Here is a 17,042-nt window from a genome sequence, read left to right as displayed (position 1 = left end):
CACTCAGTCACGAGATTACCAGCCTTTAAGATAGTGAATTGTTAATTATAAGTAAAACTTTTTACTGACTCATGTAGGGCCTATCTTCACTTGTACCTCAATCGATGAAAGTTTGGTATTTATCGCGAAATGCGATGCAGCGATATGACTCAATCCACAATAAACCTGTGCGAACGATCCGCCATTTTTTTACAAAAATTAATTCCAGATTAAAAACGCCCATTTCATTTGTAACAAAGTCTATTCTGTAGCTTTGTGGCATTGGTTTGCACAGACTCTCGCCTTATACTCTTGGCCTTGAACACAAAACAACAATAACGGAAGCAAGCTTTATGACTCTTGGTACCAATCAGGTAAGCAAGACACATTCGTTCATGACTGTGTCACTTATCGAATTATGGGAACGTTTTGGTTATTACGGCATGCAGGCGCTGATCGTGTACTTTATGGTGCAGCGTCTTGGCTTTGATGATTCCCGTGCAAATTTAGTCTGGAGTGCCTGTGCGGCGCTGATTTATGTGTCGCCAGCCATCGGCGGTTGGGTTGGGGATAAAATTCTCGGCACCAAACGCACTATGTTGCTCGGTGCAGGGATTTTATCTGTCGGCTATGCCCTGATGACTGTGCCGACCGAAAACACTTGGTTTATGTTCTCCGCCCTTGGGGTGATTGTGGTCGGTAACGGCCTGTTTAAACCCAATGCCGGTAACTTAGTACGTAAGATCTACGAAGGCGATGACTCTAAAATCGACAGCGCCTTTACCATCTACTACATGGCAGTGAACGTCGGCTCAACCTTCTCTATGCTGTTAACGCCTTGGATTAAGGACTATGTTAACGCCCAATACGGTAACGAGTTTGGCTGGCATGCTGCCTTTGCCGTGTGTTGTGTGGGCTTAATCGTCGGTTTAGGTAACTATGCCCTGATGTATAAGAGTCTCGCCAACTATGGTTCAGAACCAGATACTCGCCCAGTCAATAAGAAGAATCTGACGATTGTCTTGGTATTAGCGGCGCTTTCCGTTGTGGCTTCGGCCATTATTCTTGAATATGAAGATGTTGCCCGGGTATTCGTATATGCAGCGGGTGTCGCGGTATTAGGGATTTTCTTCCACTTAATTCGCACCAGTGAGCCAAGCGAGCGTGCAGGCCTTATCGCGGCGCTTATCCTCACTGTGCAAACCGTCTTCTTCTTTATCTTCTATCAACAGATGTCGACCTCGCTGGCCCTGTTTGCGCTGCGTAACGTCGATTGGGATTTCCAAGTCTTTGGTACCCATTTATGGACTTGGTCTCCTGCACAGTTCCAAGCACTGAACCCAATCTGGATCATGGTGTTAAGCCCAGTGCTGGCGTGGAGTTATTCTTGGGCAGGCCGTAACAATAAAGACTTTTCGATTGCCGCTAAGTTCGCCTTAGGTTTTGCGGTTGTCGCCATTGGCTTCTTTATCTACGGTTTTGCAGGCCAATTTGCCGTTGAGGGTAAAACCTCTTCTTGGGTGATGATCTGGGGTTACGCCTCTTACTCACTGGGCGAACTGCTCGTGAGTGGTCTAGGTTTAGCCATGATCGCCCGCTACGTACCGGCTCGCATGGGCGGATTTATGATGGGCGCGTATTTTGTGGCATCGGGTATTTCCCAGTACTTAGGCGGCGTTGTGGCGAACTTTGCTAGCGTGCCACAGGACTTAGTCGATCCGCTGCAAACTCTGCCCGTCTATACCAATCTATTCAATAAATTAGGTATTGCGGCTGTGGTTTGTACTTTTATCGCTTTAGCAGTATTGCCGCTGATGCGCCGCTTGACAGAAAGTCATCACGCCCATAACAGCATCGAAGATAATGCTGCGGCCTCACTACGAGATGTGAAAGCCGAGCAATAATCCCGCCCCCACATAAACAATTTGTGAGCAATGAAAACTGCCGACAAGCACAGCTTGCGGCAGTTTTTTATACCTTTAGGTTACTGCTCATCATTAAATGGTCTGATATTTCTTTACTGATTTTTCACGCATCGGCTTGGGATAAGGCTTTCAGCCCTGTTCACAAAACCAAGATATTCGGTTCCAGTTTTAGGGCGGTGTTAAGCTCAAGCATTAACCTTGTTTATCATTTATGCGTCACCATATCTTAGTGTAAGACTCCATCAGCACTTGGCAAGCAAGGGCATAGGTTTCCACAGCATTCATCCGTGGGAGCCCAAATAAGCCATTTGCCACAGAGCTGACTCACGCAAAGAGGCGCTTAATTTATGTCTACATCATTCACTTCAACACCATCTGCCCCCGAATCGCAGGCCATGCCAGCGGCTAAGTCTCCCCTCGCGGATATTCCCTTTTCACTCTTAGAGCTCGCCCCCGTTCGCCAAGGCGCCAGCATAAGAGACACGCTGCGCGCCAGCCTGCAATACGCTAAGGTTGCCGATGACTTAGGCTTTAATCGTTTCTGGTTTGCCGAACACCACAATATGCCCGGTATTGCCAGCGCCGCGACATCGGTGTTAATTGGCTATATTGCCGAGAATACTAAACGCATTCGCGTCGGGGCGGGCGGGATTATGCTGCCTAACCATGCGCCGTTAGTGGTTGCCGAGCAGTTTGGTACGCTTGAGAGCCTTTATCCTGGCCGTATCGATTTAGGGCTTGGCCGCGCACCGGGGAGCGATCAAATCACCAGCCGCGCCCTTAACCGCGATATGAGCCGTGCGGAGCAATTCCCCGCCGAGGTAAGCGAGTTACAAACCTTACTCGGCGACTACAATGGCCGTCATCCCGTGAGAGCAATTCCCGGCGAAGGCACCCATGTGCCGATTTGGCTACTTGGCTCTAGCTTGTTTAGCGCCCAGCTTGCGGCCCAGCGCGGCCTACCCTATGTATTTGCAGGACATTTTGCGCCAAGGTTCCTCTATGATGCGATTGAGATTTACCGCCGCGACTTTAAGCCATCTAAGGTGTTGGATAAGCCCTATGTCATGCTTGGCCTGCCGCTAATCGCTGCCGAGACGGACGCCGAAGCCGAATACCTGAGCACCACCTCCAAGCAACGGGTACTTGCGCTGATCCGTGGTGATGCACTGTGGTTAAAACCGCCCGTAAACAGCATGGATGGCCTGTGGAGCGAGCAGGAAAAAACCTATGTCGATAACTTTTTAGGCTTATCCGTCACAGGTGGCCCCACCACCATCAAGCACCGCTTAGAGATGATAGTGAAGGAGCTGGGTGTCGATGAGTTTATCTTTACCAACGATTTGTATGATCAGGACAAACGTGAGCGTGCACTGCAAATCCTGATGGAGATAAAAGGCTCTTAAGCGTTAAACCACGCCATCAAAAATCCCGCCTAAGCGGGATTTTTTATCTCTGTTAACCTTTTAACACGGCATCGAAGCAGGACTTAAGAATGCCCAGCCCCGCTCCAAGCTGCTCGTCTGGCACTGTCAATGGCACCAAAATACGCAGCACATTTCCGTAGGTGCCGCAGGAGAGGAGAATCAATCCTCGGTTTCTAGCCTCGGCTAAGATTTGAGCACAGTACTGAGGCGCGGGTTTGCCCTCCTCCATCAATTCAATGGCGATCATCGCCCCTAGACCACGCACATCGGCAATTTGTGGATGTTCGACTTGCATGGTATTTAGCGCCGACTTAATCCGCTCGCCAATCGCATTGGCACGCTCAAGCAGCTTTTCCTCTTCAAACACTTCGAGTACTGCGAGCGCTGCCGCACAGGCCAGCGGATTACCACCGTAGGTGCCGCCAAGGCCACCAGGGCCAATGGCATCCATGACTTCAGCTTTACCCGTAATACCTGATAGTGGGAAGCCACCGGCAATGGATTTCGCAAAGGTGGTGATATCAGCGTTCACGCCCATTTGCTCCATGGCGAAGAAGGTTCCAGTGCGACCCGCGCCAGTTTGCACTTCATCGGCGATCAGCATAATGCCTTCGCGGTCGCAAAGTGCACGTAAACGTTGCATAAAGGCTGGCGATGCGGCATAAAATCCACCCTCACCCTGTACAGGCTCGAGGATGATGGCCGCAATATCGCTCGGCTCAGCATCGTTTTTAAAGATGCGCTCGATCGATGCCATCGCATCATCATCGGACACGCCGTGCAGCGCACAGGGGAACTCGGCACGGAACACATTGGCCGACATTAATCCCATACCTTTACTGTAAGGCGCTACCTTTCCCGTTAATGCCAGTGCCGCCATAGTGCGACCATGGTAACCCGAGGTAAAGGCAATCACGCCCGCCCGCTTAGTGTATGCACGAGCCACTTTAACCGCGTTTTCAACTGCTTCTGAGCCACTGGTGAATAAGGCCGTCTTCTTGGCAAAATCCCCCGGCACTAACTGATTCAGTTTTTCACAGACTTGGATATAGCTTTCATAGCCAAGCACCATAAAACAAGTGTGGGAGAAATCCTCAAGCTGCGCCGCGACAGCCGCTTTTACCTTAGGATGCAAATGCCCAGTGTTGAGCACAGCAATACCACCCGCAAAGTCGATAAACTCTCGGCCTTCAACATCCCACACGGTCGCGTTTTCGGCGCGAGCAGTAAAAACAGGATGAATTTGACCAACACCGCCTGCGACTGCGGCTTGGCGACGTGCCATCAATGAATCATTGGTTGTGCTCATTTAGTATTCCTTGCTCGCGTGCCTAACTTGGCTATACACAAATGTCGATAACAATGCCTATGCCCAAAGGGCTACCACTGGCGGTCTATTCCAAACTGATGCTTAAACAGACATACAGATATATTTGATTTCTAAATATTCTTCGATGCCGTACTTAGAGCCTTCTCGGCCAAGCCCTGAGGATTTCATTCCGCCAAACGGCGCGACTTCGGTGGAAATCAAGCCAGTGTTGACCCCAACCATGCCGTATTCCAATGCCTCGGCCACTTTCCACACTAAGGAGATATCACGGCCATAAAAATAAGCCGCTAACCCAAATTCGGTATCATTGGCTTGCTTAATCACATCATCCACATCGGTAAACTTAAACAGCGGCGCCAGTGGGCCGAAGGTTTCTTCACGGGCGACACGCATACTGCTATCGACATGTGTCAGTACCGTTGGCTCGAAGAAGTTGCCGCCTAAGCTATGGGGCTTGCCGCCCGCAACCACTGTAGCCCCTTTACTGAGCGCATCCTCAAGATGGCTCTGGACTTTTTCGACCGCCGCGCGATTGATCAGCGGTCCAGTAGTTACGCCCTCGCCAATACCCTCGCCCACCTTTAATTTGCCCACGGCAATACTGAGCTTGCGAGCAAATTCGTCATACACGCCCGCCTGAACATAAATGCGGTTAGCGCAGACACAGGTTTGCCCCGCATTGCGATACTTAGCGATCATGGCGCCTTCGACCGCCGCATCAATATTGGCATCGTCGAATACGATAAATGGCGCGTTGCCACCTAATTCTAAAGATAATTTCTTCAGCGTCGGCGCACATTGCTCCATTAACTTAATGCCCACTTGGGTCGAGCCGGTGAAAGACAACTTACGCACGACTGGATTGCTGCACATCTCATTGCCAATGCCGATAGCATCGCCAGTGATCACGCTGAACACCCCTGCGGGGATCCCAGCGCGCTCGGCAAGCACGGCCAAGGCTAATGCGGTAAATGGCGTTTGCGGCGCAGGTTTCACCACCATAGTACAACCCGCTGCCAGTGCTGGCGCGGCTTTACGAGTGATCATCGCCGCAGGGAAGTTCCAGGGAGTAATAGCCGCAGTCACGCCCACGGGCTGCTTGATCACCATGATGCGTTTATCGCCCTGATGCCCAGGAATCGTATCGCCATAGACGCGTTTTGCTTCTTCGGCGAACCATTCGATAAAGGAGGCAGCGTAAGTGACTTCACCCTTAGCTTCGGCAAGAGGCTTGCCCTGCTCAGTGGTCATCATTAGCGCTAAGTCATCACTGTTTTCATTGAGTAATTCAAACCAGCGACGCAGCTTGGCACCACGCTCTTTTGCGGTAAGTGCTCGCCATGCGGGCAAGGCCGCTTCGGCAGCCGCAATCGCCGCTTGAGTTTCGGCTTGCCCCATCACAGGGACACTGGCGATCACCGCGCCCGTCGCGGGATTGGCGATAGCGACAGTTTCTTTTGACTGTGCATCGCACCACTGACCATTGATATAACATTGCTGACGCAGCAGACTCGGGTCTTTTAACAACACAGGAAATTCCTCTCGCAGCGAGGTAATGCCTTACCTCGTATAAAAAAATTACAATAAATTAGATACCTAATTTGTCTCTTAGACTGTAATACCATGCCCCCAGCGCACTAAAAGGCACACGTAAGGCGTGACCGCCGGGGAAGGGATAATGGGGCAGCGCCGCAAAAGCATCGAAACGCGTGGCTTGACCATTGAGCATTTCGGCAATTAACTTGCCTGCCAAGTGGGTATACGTGACACCATGGCCACTACAACCCTGTGAATAATAGATGTTTTTACCAATACGGCCGACCTGTGGTAAACGCGATAAGGTCAATAAAAAGTTACCCGTCCAAGCGTAATCAACCTTAACCCCTTTTAACTGCGGGAAGGTTTTGAGCATATTAGGGATAATCAGGGATTCGATATCCGCGGGATCGCGGGCACCATAGACGACACCACCGCCGTAGATCAGGCGCTTGTCGCCAGACAGCCTAAAATAATCGAGCAGATAGTTACAATCTTCGACGCAATAATCTTGAGGTAACAGACTTGCGGCTAGCTCTTCATCCAAGGGCTCTGTGGTGATCACTTGGGTGCCGCAGGGCATGGATTTAGCTTGTAATTCAGGCATGAGTTTACCTAGGTAAGCGTTACCCGCCACTACCACAAACTTGGCTTTTACGCTGCCCTTAGCGGTGTGCACCACAGGACTATCGCCTTCATCGATCCGCAGTACCGCTGAGTCTTCAAAAATTTTTCCGCCGAGGGATTCTACTGCACGGGCTTCACCCAAGGCTAAATTCAACGGGTGAATATGGCCGCCGCTCTTATCCAACATACCGCCGACATAGCGCTCAGTATTTACCACAGAGCGAATACTGTTTGCATCGAGCAGCTCAAGTTTGCCCACGTGGCCATGGCTTTCCCATAACTGCTTTTGATGGCGTAAATGGCCCATTTGCTTTTCGTTCATCGCCGCAAATACGCCGCCATCCTTTAGATCGCAATCAATATTGTACTTAGCGATACGTTCACGGATGATACGCCCGCCCTCGAAGGCCATTTGTCCGAAAAGCTTGGCTTGTTCTTTGCCAACGGTTTTTTCAATGGTATCAATGTCACGGCTATAGCTGTTGACTATTTGTCCGCCATTACGCCCCGATGCTCCCCAGCCAATTCGCGCCGCTTCGAGCACCACCACACTAAAACCCGATTCGAGTAAATGCAGGGCGGCAGACAGGCCAGTGTACCCAGCGCCAATCACACAAACATCGGCTTCAATCGATTCCTGTAAACGCGCGCGCTCAACCTTATCGTTGGCCGATGCCGCATAATATGATCCAGTGTGAGGTATGGCTGACATGATGTTCCCTTGATTTTTATGTTCATTATTTTAAACAACTATCACATCCTACACCTTCAAATCGGGAAACACTAGCCATAAAAGCACAATAATTTACACGATGTTTGATATTTCAAACAAAGTATCCTTACTGCCTTAAACGGATTTGAAATTGAGTGGAGGTACAGATAAGAAGACTTGGAGGGAGAAAGAAGGATGACCTTGGCAATCAAGGCCATCCTTTTCGCGAGAGAATGACAACTCAATGTTTATTCACTCTGTGTTGTATCACCACTTATTAGTTCAGCGGCATACGCTCACGTTTTTCGGCGCGTCTTGCCATATACCAAGACAGGAAGGCGATTAACGACACACATAGAATGATAAGTGTTGCCAAGGCGTTGATCTTAGGCGATACCCCCAGACGCACCGAGGAGAACACCACCATAGGTAAGGTGGTTGCACCTGGGCCAGAGGCAAAGCTTGCGATCACTAAGTCATCGAGTGACAGACTAAAGGATAACAACCAGCCCGCCACTAATGCCGGTGAAATCATAGGCACAGTGATCAGGAAGAAGGTCTTAAGCGGCGTTGCGCCTAAATCCATTGCCGCCTCTTCGATTGACATGTCTAACTCACGCAATCTTGACGACACCACCACAGCCACGTAGGCCGCGCAGAAGGTCGAGTGGGCAATCCAAACTGTCACCATGCCACGCTCTTTCGGCCAACCTAAGAGATCCGCCATATGCACAAATAGCAGCAGCAGTGACAGACCCGTGATCACCTCAGGCATAACCAAAGGCGCAGTGATCATGTTCGACAGGGTGAGCTTGGCCCAAGAGCGCTTAAACCGCGTCATCACAAAGGCGGCCATAGTGCCGATAATCACCGCCATGGTTGAGCTGTAAAACGCAATCCGAAGGCTCGTCCACACCGCATCGAGAATTTGCTGATCGGCAAATAACTCGCCATACCATTTAGGTGAAAACCCGCCCCACACTGTTACTAACTTAGATTCGTTAAACGAATAAATTACCAGGATCAACATAGGTGCGTACAAGAAGAACAAGCCGAACCACAGCATCACCGAAGAAAAACTCAGCTTTTTCATAGGTCTTTCTCCAAACTACGCGCCTGATAGCGATGGAATAAGGTAATAGGAATAATCAAGAGTGCCAGCATCACAATCGCCAGTGATGAGGCCACTGGCCAGTCACGATTATTGAAGAATTCCTGCCACAACACTTTACCTATCATCAGAGAATCTGGGCCGCCGAGCAGCTCAGGGATCACAAACTCCCCTACCGCAGGAATAAATACCAGCATTGAACCTGCAATCACCCCACTCTTCGATAATGGGAAAGTGATTTTCCAGAAGGTATTTAAACGGCTCGACCCTAAGTCAGATGCAGCCTCAATCAAGCTCATATCTAACTTCACTAAGGTCGCGTACAGCGGCAAAATCATAAAGGGCAAATAGGCGTAGATAATCCCGATATAGACGGCGATATTGGTGTTGAGGATTTGCAATGGCTCAGAAATGATTCCTAACCACATCAATGTGTTATTGATAATCCCCGTGTTACTTAAGATCCCCATCCAGGCATAAACGCGGATTAAGAACGAGGTCCAAGAAGGTAGCATTACCAATAGCAGCAGCACGGTTTGCAACCTTGCTGGCGCACGGGCAATGGCATAGGCCATGGGATAACCAATGATCAAACAGCCAATGGTCGAAATGAGCGCCATTTTTAATGAGCTGAGATACGCGGTGTAATACAGCGAATCATCTAACAACATCAAGTAGTTACCTAAATGCAGGAAGATGTTTAATACATCATCCACATATTGGAAGGTTGCCTCGTAGGGTGGAATCGAAATCGCCGCCGTCGAAAAACTGATCTTAAGGACAATGGCAAAGGGCAAGGCAAAGAACAACAACAACCAAGCATAGGGAAAGCTAATCGTCCAGAAACGTCCCTTAAGCCATTTTAGTTTTGACTTCATCTTCATGATCTTAACACCACGCCACTGGTGTCCTCCCAGCTGATGAACACTTCATCATCCCACGTCGCATGGTCGGCACGGCGTTCACGGTTAGTCATACTGCATTGCACTATTTGGCCGTTTTCGAGGCGAATGTAGTACACAGAGATGCCACCTAAGTAGGCGATATCATGCACTATGCCCTTGGCCCAGTTGTACTCACCTTCGGGTTGCTCACGACTGATAATGGTTTTTTCGGGACGTACTGCTAACCAGACATGCTTTTCTTCGGCACTGGTCGTTACCCCGTAACCCACATAGAAAGGCTGTGCTAAGTCATTGGGTTTAATGATGAGATGGTCGACTTCGTCCACTTCAATCTCGCCGCCAAAGAGGTTCACTGAGCCGATAAATTCGGCAATCATGCGGCTGTTTGGACTCTCGTAAATGTCCATGGGTGAGCCGGTTTGGGCAATCCAACCGTCGCTCATAATCGAAATTCGGCCCGCCATGGTCATGGCTTCTTCCTGATCATGGGTCACCATTACACAAGTCACGCCAACACGCTCAAGAATTTCAACCACTTCTAACTGCATCTGAGTACGCAGCTTTTTATCCAGCGCGCCCATCGGCTCATCGAGTAGCAATAACTTAGGACGTTTCGCGAGGGAGCGGGCTAACGCCACCCGTTGACGCTGACCACCAGAAAGCTGATGCGGCTTACGTTTGCCATATTGTTCCATATGCACCAGCTTGAGCATTTCTTGCACCCTTTGCTCAATTTCCGCTTTGGGTAACTTATCTTGCTTTAAACCGAAAGCGATATTTTGCGCGACCGTCATATGGGGGAAGAGTGCATAGGATTGGAACATCATATTGATGGGACGTTCGTAGGGGGGCAAATCGGTAATATCTTCACCGTCGAGAAAAATCCGCCCAGAGGTGGGTCTTTCAAACCCCGCGAGCATACGTAATAAGGTCGACTTACCCGATCCAGAGCCCCCAAGTAAAGCAAAAATCTCACCTTTATTAATCGTCAATGATACGTCGTCAACCGCACGTACATCGTCGAACAATTTACTGACCCGCTCAATCTTAAGCAGGACTTTTTCTTGCGTCTTTGTAGTGGGGTTGTTGGTGACGCCCGAGGTGCTTGCCATAGTACTTCTCCACCCGAGTATTGCTGCGACAAGGCGTTCAATACTTGAGATTTACACAATGAATTAATGAATAGAGATAAAATCTGTAGGCCGAATGCTCAAGGAGCAAGCCAATGTCTGCATTATTAAAGGGGCAAGCAATGCTTGCCCCTTCTCGATTATTGGCCAGACTTCACTTTGGTCCAGACGCGGGTTAATACGCGTTGGATTTTCAATGGACGGATTTCGCCAATATACAATTTATCTAACACTTCTTTTGGTGGATAAATCGCAGGGTCATTGCGAATCGCTTCATCAACTAAAGGCTGTGCAGGGTCGTTAGGGTTAGCATAAGCCACATAGTTAGAGATAGGCGCAATCACTTCAGGGCGAAGTAAGTAGTTGATAAGTTTGTGAGCATTTTCAACGTTAGCCGCATCCGCTGGGATAGCTAACATATCGAACCACAGGTTCGCGCCTTCTTTTGGAATCGAGTAACCAATCTTGTTACCGTTACCCGCTTCATCGGCACGGGCCGCGGCTTGGAATACGTCACCAGAGAAGCCAAATGCCACACAGATATCGCCGTTCGCAAGATCAGAGATATAGCGTGATGAGTGGAAATAAGTCACGTAAGGGCGAATTTTTTCGAGTAATTCACCTGCTTTTTCATAGTCTTCGGCTTTAGTACTGTTAGGGTTAAGACCTAAGTAGATCATCGCCTGTGGCACCATATCATCGGCCGAATCGAGCATAGCAAAGCCACACTTAGAGATTTTTTCAGCATATTTTGGGTTAAAGATCAGCTCCATAGAATCAAATGGCGCATCTTCACCCACTGCGGCTTTCACTTTATCTATGTTGTAACCGATACCATTGGTACCCCAGAGGTAAGGCACGGCATATTGGTTACCCGGGTCAGCCTTCTCTAATTGTTTCATCAGATCGGCATTGAGGTTTTTAAAGTTGCTGAGTTTAGAGCGGTCTAGCGGCTTGAATGCGCCAGCCTTAATTTGTTTAGCGAGGAAATGGTTAGATGGAACCACGATGTCGTAACCACTGCGGCCAGACAGTAACTTGGCTTCCAGCACTTCGTTACTATCAAACACATCGTAAATCACCCGAATGCCCGTTTCTTTCTTGAAGTTTTCTAAGGTATCTTCCGCGATATAATCAGACCAGTTATATACGCGCACTACTTCTTCAGCTTGGGCAGCAACGCTTGCGAGGGCGCCCGCGGTTACTAAAGCCAAAGTCGTCATCTTATTAAATAGCTTCATGCTTTCTCCTTTCTCGGGTAGCAGAATTGCCTTTAACAATTCTGAAATTGTGTCACCGACCTTCTGCTCGGTTATTGTTGTTATTCTCGACCAATGCTACACCTTAAAAACCGCATCGGCAGTCTCTACAGCACCATAATGCCTTCATCTCTAGGTGGCTGCAATTGATGGGAGTATCAGATTTCATGCCAAATTTGTCGATTTATATACTTGCATTAACAAGCAGTAAAACAGACTAGATATATGTACGCCCTACATCTTGCAACATTAAGACAAATGCCTCAAGCCCCTAGAAAAACCGCTGAAACCATCTCAGGAAAAACTCTTTTTAAGCTTAACTAACAGTAAGTTATAAAAAACTTATTTCAATCAAATTTATGCACACGCTACCAAGGTACAAAATCATCATCTCTTTGAGTGCATTGAATGAGATTTCAAACTGCCTTGACCTTACTGTAACGCGTATGCAACTCCTTAAATTTAAACACGCTCTGCACCAAAGTTAAGCAAACTTACCAAATTGGTGCAGAGCATTTTTACTGATTGTTCAAATATTCCCGCTATCTTGACCCTAAATCCGTTAAGGCCGTGACAGTTTTGAACAAAAACAGTGCAAATTACACACTGAGTAATAGGAACTCCCGCTCCCACGAACTCACGACGCGGCGGAAGTTTTCAAGCTCGGCCTGTTTGACCGCCACAAAGCCGGTGGTAAAGGCTTCACCTAAATATTCCTTACAGGCATCGCTCTCTTCCATCGCCGCTAAGGCTTCTTCTAAGGTTAACGGCAGGCAATGTGGATTGTTGCTACGGCTTTCGTTCGATTTACCCTGCACTGGTGTCGAAGGTTTTAACCCTTCCACCATACCGATGTAACCGCAGAGTAAGCTCGCAGCTATGGCTAAATAGCAGTTCGCATCTGCCCCGGGAATACGGTTTTCAATGCGGCGGTTTTGCGGTGAAGACTCAGGAATACGCAGACCGCAGGTTCTGTTCTCAACACCCCATTCCAAGTTAACTGGCGCAGAGGTGCCCGGTAAGAAACGGCGGAACGAGTTGGCATTGGGCGCCATCAACGGCAAGAGTTCAGGAATAAACTTTTGTAAACCAGCGATATAGCTTAGGAATAATGGGCTTTGAGTTCCGTCTTCATTAGTGAAGATGTTTTTGCCCGTTTCCTTATTAATCACGCTTTGGTGAATGTGCATGGCACTGCCTGGCTCATCGGTCACAGGTTTAGCCATAAAGGTGGCGCACACATTGTGCTTTAATGCCGCCTCACGCAGGGTGCGCTTGAATACAAACACCTGATCCGCAAGAGATAATGGATTACCGTGGCTGAAGTTAATCTCCATTTGCGCTGGGCCGTCTTCGTGGATCAGCGTATCGATATCTAAACCTTGCAGCTCACACCAGTCATACATATCCTCGAAAAGCGGGTCGTATTCGTTAGCCGCATCAATCGAGAAAGACTGACGTCCCGCTTCGGGTCTGCCCGAGCGACCAATTGGTGGCTTAAGGGGTAAATCGTGGTCATCGCTACGGCTGGTGAGATAAAACTCCATCTCAGGTGCAATGACTGGCTCCCAGCCTTTTTGCTCATATAGCGAGAGCACTTTCTTCAACACGTTACGTGGCGATAATTCGATGGGATTGCCCATTCTGTCGTAGCAATCGTGGATCACTTGTGCTGTGGCTTCAATGGTCCAAGGCAGCATAAACACCGCATTTTCATCGGGGACACAGACAAAATCGATATCCGCGTCGTCGAGCAAGCTGTAATAAATATCATCGTCGACAAAGTCACCGGTCACGGTTTGCAGCAACACGCTTTCGGGTAAGCGCATGCCTTTTTCGTCGAGGAACTTATCCACTGGGGCAATTTTTCCGCGGGCGATACCTGTCATATCACTGATAACACATTCGACTTCTGTGATTTTTCGTTCTTTTAAAAAAGCGATTAGCTTATTCATTTTATTTCACTCGAGTTGTAGCCCTACGACGGCACGCATCACCAAAAGCATTGAATATAGAGAGGAAAAATGGGTTTTCACTCACCTTCCATTCAGGATGCCATTGCACACCGAGGGCAAATTCATTTGCGTCTATAACGGAGAAGGCCTCCACTAGACCATCTGGAGCATAAGCTTCTGGCCGCAACCCAATCCCAAGACGCTCCACGCCCTGAGTATGTACAGAGTTTACCTCTGCCGAGTTACGGCCCCAGGCCTCGTAAATGACCCCCCCAGGCTCCACAGTGATACTGTGGGATGGCCCATATTGCGCCTCTAACGAGGCCTCTTTATCTTCTCTGTGTTCAATAAAACCACCCACTTCGTGCAACTTCTGATGCAAACTGCCACCAAAAGCCACGTTCATCTCTTGGAAGCCACGACAAATACCCAGTACTGGAATACCCGCCGCTATGGCCGCGCGAATAAGCGGTAAGGTGGTGGCATCGCGCTTGGGATCGTGGTGAGTACCGGCTTCACTCGGTTCACCAGCATAAAGATGGGGTTCAACATTCGAAGGCGAGCCAGTAAAGAGAATGCCATCGAGACAGGCCAGAATCGCCTCTATAGGTTGTTCAGCGCCTAATGAGGGGATCACTAAGGGCCAGCCCTTAGCACCATTCACTACACCTAAGAGGTATTTTTCACCAACAATATTAAAGGGATGTGATCCCAATTGTTGATTACACGCAATAACACCAATAAGGGGCAACTCGACAGACATAACTCACCTTCACCTTGAATGACTGCATAATGAACATGTTAAGTTTTAATGTTCATTTTTTCACACAGTACACCGAATTTTAACCTCAGGCAAGAGGTTAAACACTTGTTAATGATCGTTTAGTTGCAAGACAGCATTTTGGGATGTAATACAGGAAATTAGGGGGTATTGTGTTGCCTAAGGGTAACAGAATCGGCTTATAGCGGTTGTTTTGGATGAAAATCAGCAAAGATAAACAGAGCTGATTTAGGCTCATTTGAAAAATATTATTTACACTTTGAATAATATTTTGTAATCCAAAGTCAGTTTGATATGAGGTTGATAAGGGGGAATGTCAGGATTGCGCCATCCTAAACAATCTAGGACAGCGCTATGCGATTAGAAATTCGCTGGCGTTGTTGCACTCACCAATCGACAGGGTTCATCGAAAGGGTTACGAAATCTATGGGGTAACTCACTGTTAAAATAGTAACTATCACCCGCTTCTAAGATATATACCTCGTCGCCAACGGTCAGTTCGAATTTACCTTCGATCACCATGGCCGCCTCTTCACCTTCGTGTTTCAGCATTTCCTCGCCCGTATCCGAACCCGGCGGATAGGTTTCACTCATCACCGACATGGCACGATTGGGAAAGTCGCGGCCAATCAACTTAAATTCTAACGGCCCAGTACCTATATCGAGGAGTTCATCGGAGCGATAAACCACTTTTTGCTCACTCTCGATCGAGGCTTCAATCGAGAAAAAATCCACTAAAGACATAGGGATACCCGACAATACTTTTTTCAAAGAACTGACGGATGGGCTAACACTGTTTTTTTCGATCATCGAAATCGTACTGTTAGTCACACCAGCACGCTTAGCCAGCTCACGCTGAGATAAGCCTTTCATTTTTCGAACAGTTCTGAGACTGGCTCCAATATCCAAATTTCGCATCTCCCCAAAGGATCGGTTGCCCCGATAGATGAAGAACAGGTTGTTCAGGATAAACATCATCCCAAACACATTTTAGCCCTAAAAGCGTGAGTTTAATCGCTTCCGTTGTATTCTATCTAAAAAATATGTTAAATAAAATGCACACTTTTTAGCAGTATCACAAAAGTGTGATGAGTATACTGGGACAAGTCCAATTTACAATAAAAACAATTTTTTGGAGCTCAAATGACCACCAAACCTCCCGTTCATAGTGAACAATATCCCCAGTCTTATTATGTTGATACTGCAAAAGAAATTTACGCCCATCCCCAACTTGAGGGCAAGGTAAGCACAGATGTTTGCATCATCGGCGGTGGTTTCAGCGGTATTAACACGGCTATCGAACTGCGGCAAAAGGGCCTAAACGTGGTGCTACTCGAGGCCAAGCGCATTGGCTGGGGCGCCTCAGGGCGTAATGGTGGCGAGCTGATCCGCGGTATTGGCCATGATCCTGCACAATTTATCAACGAGATCGGCCAAGAGGGCGTGAGCGCCATTGAACAGATGGGATTTGAAGCGGTAGAGATTGTGCGAAATCGCATACAGACCCATCACATCGATTGCGATTTACAAATGGGCTATTGCGATTTGGCGGTTAAGCCTCGGCACATGCTCGAACTAGAACAAGAGTTCGACCACCTTAAACGCCTTGGATATCAGCATGAAATCAAACTATTAACTCAGTCTCAGCTCGGAGAAGTTATCGGCTCAGACTTTTACCAAGGCGCTCTAGTCGACATGGGCAGCGGCCATTTACATCCGCTGAATTTGGCCTTGGGCGAGGCTCGTGTTGCCCGTGACTTGGGCGCTCAATTATTTGAATACAGCGCCGCAGAAAAGATTATTCCAGGGGATAAACCGCGAGTATTAACGGCAAAAGGTGAAGTGACTTGCCAATATGTCGTGCTGGCGGGCAACGCTTATATTGGCCATAAACTAAATAGCTACATCGGCGGTAAAGTACTGCCCGCGGGGAGCTACTTGCTTGCAACCGAGCCACTGATAGAAGCGCAATCCCAAAGCATTATCCCGCAAAATATGGCCTTTGCAGACATGCGAATCACCTTAGATTACTTCCACTTATCGGCGGATAGACGCTTACTCTTCGGTGGACTTTGTACTTATTCATGGCTTTGTTTCCTAATAGTAAAAACACAAAGTTATTAGTTCTAAATCAGGAGAATCTTCTGCGTAGCGAAAAAAAATCAACGACGGGACAAGGGCTGTTGGCTCGTTTTTCCTGTCGTGATAAGCGCTGTATAGCTATTTATCCTTTTAGGAAACAAAGCCCTTATTCAGGCAAAGATCCTAAGGATATTGAAGCAGCGCTCAGGCCGAACCTTGAAAAGGTATTCCCACAGTTAAAAGGCGTACGCATCGATTACGAGTGGGGCGGCATGATAGGCAT

13 protein-coding genes and 1 pseudogene are annotated in these 17,042 nt (G+C 48.3%); 4 read left to right on the top strand and 10 right to left on the bottom strand.

All coding sequences use genetic code 11. The features are described from left to right. Positions 1–332 precede the first annotated feature (332 nt). Together ACK5NH_RS15380 and ACK5NH_RS15375 are read left to right on the top strand one after the other, a co-directional pair. The gene (locus ACK5NH_RS15380) at positions 333–1,883 is read left to right on the top strand and encodes a peptide MFS transporter (RefSeq protein WP_416921451.1); all 1,551 of its coding nucleotides are present in this window, start codon (positions 333–335) and stop codon (positions 1,881–1,883) included. Between the two features lie 416 nt (positions 1,884–2,299). Then, a complete protein-coding gene (locus ACK5NH_RS15375) occupies positions 2,300–3,310 on the top strand; it encodes an LLM class flavin-dependent oxidoreductase (RefSeq protein ID WP_416921475.1) in 1,011 nt (336 codons plus the stop codon). A 52-nt stretch (positions 3,311–3,362) separates the two neighbouring features. Here the strand turns inward: ACK5NH_RS15375 and gabT are convergent, their stop codons facing one another. The 10 genes from gabT to ACK5NH_RS15325 form a co-directional block, all read right to left on the bottom strand. Continuing rightward, the gene (gene gabT, locus ACK5NH_RS15370; protein ID WP_416921449.1) at positions 3,363–4,640 is read right to left on the bottom strand and encodes a 4-aminobutyrate--2-oxoglutarate transaminase; all 1,278 of its coding nucleotides are present in this window, start codon (positions 4,638–4,640) and stop codon (positions 3,363–3,365) included. A 102-nt stretch (positions 4,641–4,742) separates the two neighbouring features. Further along, the gene (gene gabD / locus ACK5NH_RS15365; RefSeq protein WP_416921447.1) at positions 4,743–6,191 is read right to left on the bottom strand and encodes an NADP-dependent succinate-semialdehyde dehydrogenase; all 1,449 of its coding nucleotides are present in this window, start codon (positions 6,189–6,191) and stop codon (positions 4,743–4,745) included. 58 nt (positions 6,192–6,249) lie between these two features. Beyond that, on the bottom strand, positions 6,250–7,536 hold the full coding sequence (locus tag ACK5NH_RS15360; protein WP_416921445.1) for an NAD(P)/FAD-dependent oxidoreductase: 1,287 nt from the start codon (positions 7,534–7,536) through the stop codon (positions 6,250–6,252). Between the two features lie 277 nt (positions 7,537–7,813). Beyond that, on the bottom strand, positions 7,814–8,629 hold the full coding sequence (locus ACK5NH_RS15355) for an ABC transporter permease subunit (protein WP_011623664.1): 816 nt from the start codon (positions 8,627–8,629) through the stop codon (positions 7,814–7,816). Beyond that, the gene (locus tag ACK5NH_RS15350; RefSeq protein ID WP_416921443.1) at positions 8,626–9,531 is read right to left on the bottom strand and encodes an ABC transporter permease subunit; all 906 of its coding nucleotides are present in this window, start codon (positions 9,529–9,531) and stop codon (positions 8,626–8,628) included. The genes ACK5NH_RS15355 and ACK5NH_RS15350 overlap by 4 nt, the downstream gene beginning before the upstream one ends. Continuing rightward, entirely contained in the window at positions 9,528–10,664 is a 1,137-nt protein-coding gene (gene potA, locus ACK5NH_RS15345) for a polyamine ABC transporter ATP-binding protein (RefSeq protein WP_416921441.1), read from the bottom strand. The genes ACK5NH_RS15350 and potA overlap by 4 nt, the downstream gene beginning before the upstream one ends. A gap of 158 nt (positions 10,665–10,822) precedes the next feature. Further along, entirely contained in the window at positions 10,823–11,923 is a 1,101-nt protein-coding gene (locus tag ACK5NH_RS15340) for a polyamine ABC transporter substrate-binding protein (protein ID WP_416921439.1), read from the bottom strand. A 617-nt stretch (positions 11,924–12,540) separates the two neighbouring features. Beyond that, positions 12,541–13,896: a glutamine synthetase family protein gene (locus ACK5NH_RS15335; protein WP_011623668.1), complete on the bottom strand. Its 1,356-nt coding sequence runs from the start codon at positions 13,894–13,896 to the stop codon at positions 12,541–12,543. A 1-nt stretch (position 13,897) separates the two neighbouring features. Then, a complete protein-coding gene (locus tag ACK5NH_RS15330; RefSeq protein ID WP_416921437.1) occupies positions 13,898–14,659 on the bottom strand; it encodes a gamma-glutamyl-gamma-aminobutyrate hydrolase family protein in 762 nt (253 codons plus the stop codon). Positions 14,660–15,037: 378 nt separating this feature from the next. Further along, the gene (locus tag ACK5NH_RS15325) at positions 15,038–15,586 is read right to left on the bottom strand and encodes a cupin domain-containing protein (RefSeq protein ID WP_039977919.1); all 549 of its coding nucleotides are present in this window, start codon (positions 15,584–15,586) and stop codon (positions 15,038–15,040) included. Positions 15,587–15,820: 234 nt separating this feature from the next. Between ACK5NH_RS15325 and ACK5NH_RS15320 the strand changes: the two are divergent. Continuing rightward, a pseudogene (locus ACK5NH_RS15320) lies at positions 15,821–16,756 on the top strand (NAD(P)/FAD-dependent oxidoreductase); the annotation flags it as partial. A gap of 5 nt (positions 16,757–16,761) precedes the next feature. Next, on the top strand, positions 16,762–17,042 hold a 281-nt coding region (locus ACK5NH_RS15315), incomplete at its 3' end, for a hypothetical protein (protein ID WP_416921479.1).

The sequence above is a fragment of the Shewanella sp. genome (assembly GCF_047975355.1).
Classification (GTDB): Bacteria; Pseudomonadota; Gammaproteobacteria; order Enterobacterales; family Shewanellaceae; genus Shewanella.
Note: the sequence above shows the minus strand (reverse complement) of the source record. Positions and strands in the feature narration are given on the sequence as shown.

Coding starts and splice junctions, on each gene's coding strand:
- ACK5NH_RS15355 (WP_011623664.1), bottom strand. CDS start 8,629: ATGAAAAAGCTGAGTTTTTCTTCGGTGATGCTGTGGTTCGGCTTGTTC.
- potA (WP_416921441.1), bottom strand. CDS start 10,664: ATGGCAAGCACCTCGGGCGTCACCAACAACCCCACTACAAAGACGCAA.
- ACK5NH_RS15330 (WP_416921437.1), bottom strand. CDS start 14,659: ATGTCTGTCGAGTTGCCCCTTATTGGTGTTATTGCGTGTAATCAACAA.
- ACK5NH_RS15380 (WP_416921451.1), top strand. CDS start 333: ATGACTCTTGGTACCAATCAGGTAAGCAAGACACATTCGTTCATGACT.
- ACK5NH_RS15335 (WP_011623668.1), bottom strand. CDS start 13,896: ATGAATAAGCTAATCGCTTTTTTAAAAGAACGAAAAATCACAGAAGTC.
- gabT (WP_416921449.1), bottom strand. CDS start 4,640: ATGAGCACAACCAATGATTCATTGATGGCACGTCGCCAAGCCGCAGTC.
- ACK5NH_RS15375 (WP_416921475.1), top strand. CDS start 2,300: ATGCCAGCGGCTAAGTCTCCCCTCGCGGATATTCCCTTTTCACTCTTA.
- ACK5NH_RS15340 (WP_416921439.1), bottom strand. CDS start 11,923: ATGAAGCTATTTAATAAGATGACGACTTTGGCTTTAGTAACCGCGGGC.
- ACK5NH_RS15350 (WP_416921443.1), bottom strand. CDS start 9,531: ATGAAGATGAAGTCAAAACTAAAATGGCTTAAGGGACGTTTCTGGACG.
- ACK5NH_RS15360 (WP_416921445.1), bottom strand. CDS start 7,536: ATGTCAGCCATACCTCACACTGGATCATATTATGCGGCATCGGCCAAC.